The organism is Xanthobacter sp. BG11Y11_SDJG (assembly GCF_057364445.1).
Genome location: NZ_JBNFNU010000473.1, coordinates 1 through 2,913, shown reverse-complemented (window position 1 = coordinate 2,913; position 2,913 = coordinate 1). Strand labels below are relative to the sequence as shown.

3 protein-coding genes and 1 pseudogene are annotated in these 2,913 nt (G+C 71.7%); all 4 read left to right on the top strand.

The features are described 5' to 3' along the window. Positions 1-431: pseudogene (locus AC2W7M_RS23080) on the top strand (HAD-IC family P-type ATPase); the annotation flags it as partial. Between the two features lie 65 nt (positions 432-496). Then, the gene (locus AC2W7M_RS23075; protein ID WP_486135235.1) at positions 497-892 is read left to right on the top strand and encodes a MarR family winged helix-turn-helix transcriptional regulator; all 396 of its coding nucleotides are present in this window, start codon (positions 497-499) and stop codon (positions 890-892) included. A gap of 130 nt (positions 893-1,022) precedes the next feature. Beyond that, the gene (locus AC2W7M_RS23070) at positions 1,023-2,036 is read left to right on the top strand and encodes an aldo/keto reductase (protein WP_486135233.1); all 1,014 of its coding nucleotides are present in this window, start codon (positions 1,023-1,025) and stop codon (positions 2,034-2,036) included. Positions 2,037-2,068: 32 nt separating this feature from the next. Continuing rightward, positions 2,069-2,913: acetyl-CoA C-acyltransferase (locus AC2W7M_RS23065; RefSeq protein ID WP_486135231.1), on the top strand; the 845-nt coding region annotated here is incomplete at its 3' end.

The window sequence follows — 2,913 nt, the reverse complement described above, 5'->3', positions numbered from 1 at the left end:
ATCGGCGCGGCGCTCGGCATCGAGGTGCGCGCCGAGTTGCTGCCGCAGGACAAGCTCGACGCGGTCGGCGCGCTGAAGCGCGAGGCGCCGTGGTGGCGAACGTGGGCGACGGCATCAACGACGCCCCGGCGCTGGCCGCCGCCGACATCGGCATCGCCATGGGCGGCGGCACCGACGTGGCGCTGGAGACGGCGGACGCCGCGGTGCTGCACGGCCGGGTGAAGGACGTGGCGGCGATGATCGACCTTTCCCGCCGCACCATGGGCATCATCCACCAGAACATCGCCATCGCGCTCGGGCTGAAGGCGGTGTTCCTGGTGACGACCCTCGCCGGCATCACAGGCCTTTGGCCGGCCATCCTCGCCGACACCGGCGCCACCGTGCTGGTGACGCTCAACGCTTTGCGGCTGCTCTCGGCCCGCCTCGGCTGAGGGGTCCGGCGGAGCCGGCACAGGCGGGCTGGACAAAGGGCACTTCCGGGCATATACCCATATCCATGACGTCTCCCTGCTATTGCGCCAATCTGAGGATGGCGGCCCGGAAGATCTCGGCGCGCTATGACGAGGGCCTGGCGCCCTCCGGCATCAACGTCGCCCAATACGGGCTGCTGCGCCGGATTGCCCGCGCCGAGGGCATAAGCCTCACGGAGCTCGGCGCCCTGTCCGGCCTCGACCGCTCCACCATCGGCCGCAACGTGCGGGTGCTGGAGCGCATGAAGCTGGTGAAGTCGGGCCGCGGCAAGGACCAGAGGGAGGCCGTCGTCCGGCTCACCGAGACCGGATCGGCGACGCTCGCCGCCGCGACACCGCTCTGCAGGCTGCCAGAGGAGGTGGAGGACCGTTTCGGCGCGGACAATCTGAAGCTGCTGCAGGAGGCCCTCGACGCCCTCTGACCGCTCGTTTTTCGCCCTTGTACAGGTATATGCCCGCAAATCTCGCGCCCCCGCGCGGCCTCAAGCCGGGCAGGCGTTTCCTCCTCCCCCCTGGGTTGCCGCCTCGCCGCACCCTGCATGGTGAACACACATGGACTACATCCCCTTCGGACGCACCGGCCTGATGGTCTCGAAGATCGCCCTCGGCACCGCGACCTTCGGCACCGGCTGGGGCTATGGCGCGGACGCCGCGGCCGGCGCCGCGATCTTCAATGCCTATGACGCGGCCGGCGGAAACTTCATCGACACCGCCGATGTCTACCAGTTCGGCCAGTCCGAGGAGATGCTCGGCGCCCTCCTCGACGGCCGCCGGGAGCGGTTCGTGCTCGCCACCAAGTTCGCGAACGGCGACAAAGCGGGCGCGGACCGGCTTGTCACCGGCAACAGCCGCAAGGCCATGGTCGCCTCGCTCGAGGCGAGCCTTAGGCGCCTCAGGACGGATCGCGTCGACCTGTTCTGGGTACACCATCCCGACGGCGTCACCCCGGCCGAGGAGATCGTGCGCGGGCTCGACGATCTCGCCCGCGCCGGCAAGATCCTGTTCGGCGGCCTCTCCAACTTCCCCGCCTGGCGCCTCGCCCGTGCCGCGACGCTCGCCGAGATGAGCCGCGCGGCGCCCATCGCCGCGGCCCAGTTCGAGCATTCGCTGGTCCACCGGGCGCCTGAGGCCGACCTGTTCCCGGCTGCGCGCGCGCTCGGGATGGGGATCGTCACCTGGTCGCCGCTCGGCGGCGGCGTGCTGACCGGAAAATACCGGCGCGGCGAGACCGGCCGTGCCGAAGCATTGGGCGGGCGCGTGTTCCAGGCCGAGAACTCGACGCAGCGCGCGGCCGTCGTCGACGCCGTGCTCGACATCGCCGGCGCCCGCGGCGTGCCGCCCGATCAGGTGGCGATCGCGTGGGCCGCAAGTCATGCGAGCGTGCCCATGATCGGGCCGCGCACGCTCGACCAATTGAACAGCAACCTCGCCGCCCTCGCGCTGGTCCTCTCAGGGGAGGAACGCGCCCGTCTCGACGCCGCGAGCGCGCTGGAGGGGGCGTTCCTTCCCGAGGCCGCCCCCCAGTTCGAAGGCCGCTCGCCGGCCGGCGCGATGCCCGTCGCCTGAGCCCTGCTCGCGCGACTGAAGGAGATCTTCCGATGACCACCTCAGCCGACATCCTCATCACCCAGCCGGTGCGCACCGCCATCGGCGCCTATAACGGGGCGCTGAAGGGCACCCCCGCCACCGATCTCGGCGCGGCGGTGGTGCGCGAGACGCTGCGCCGGGCCGGCCTCGCTCCGGAACGCATCGGCTCGGTCGTCATGGGCAACGTGATCCAGGCCGGAAACCGCATGAACCCGGCCCGCCAGGCGGCGCTCGGCGGCGGCCTCCCGGTTTCGGTGCCGGCCATGACCGTCAACCGCGTGTGCGGCTCCGGCGCGCAGGCGATCCTCACCGCGGCCCAGGAGATCGGCGCCGGCGACATCGAGGCCGCGGTGGCCGGCGGCATGGAGAACATGGACCGCGCGCCCTATCTGATGGACGGCGGGCGATGGGGCTACCGCATGGGTCCGGCGACCATCCTCGACAGCATGCTCACCGACGGCCTCAACGACGCCTTCTCCGGCGCGCACTCCGGCTGGCACACCGAGGACCTCGTGGCGCAGATGCAGATCAGCCGCGCCGACCAGGACGCCTTCGCCGCACGCTCGCAGGAGCGCTTCGCCGCCGCCCAGGCGGCGGGCCGCTTCACGGACGAGATCGTCGCCGTGGAGGTGAAGGGCCGCAAGGGTCCGGAGCGCTTCGACACCGACGAGGCGCCGCGCCCGGAGACCACCCGGGACATCCTCGCCCGGCTGAAGCCCGCCTTCCGGCCGGACGGCACGATCACCGCCGGCAACGCGCCGGGGCTGAACAGCGGCGCGGCGGCCATGGTGGTGTCGCGCCGCGGCTTTGCCGATGCCAACGGTCTCGCGGCGCTCGGTCGAACTGGCGGCCACGG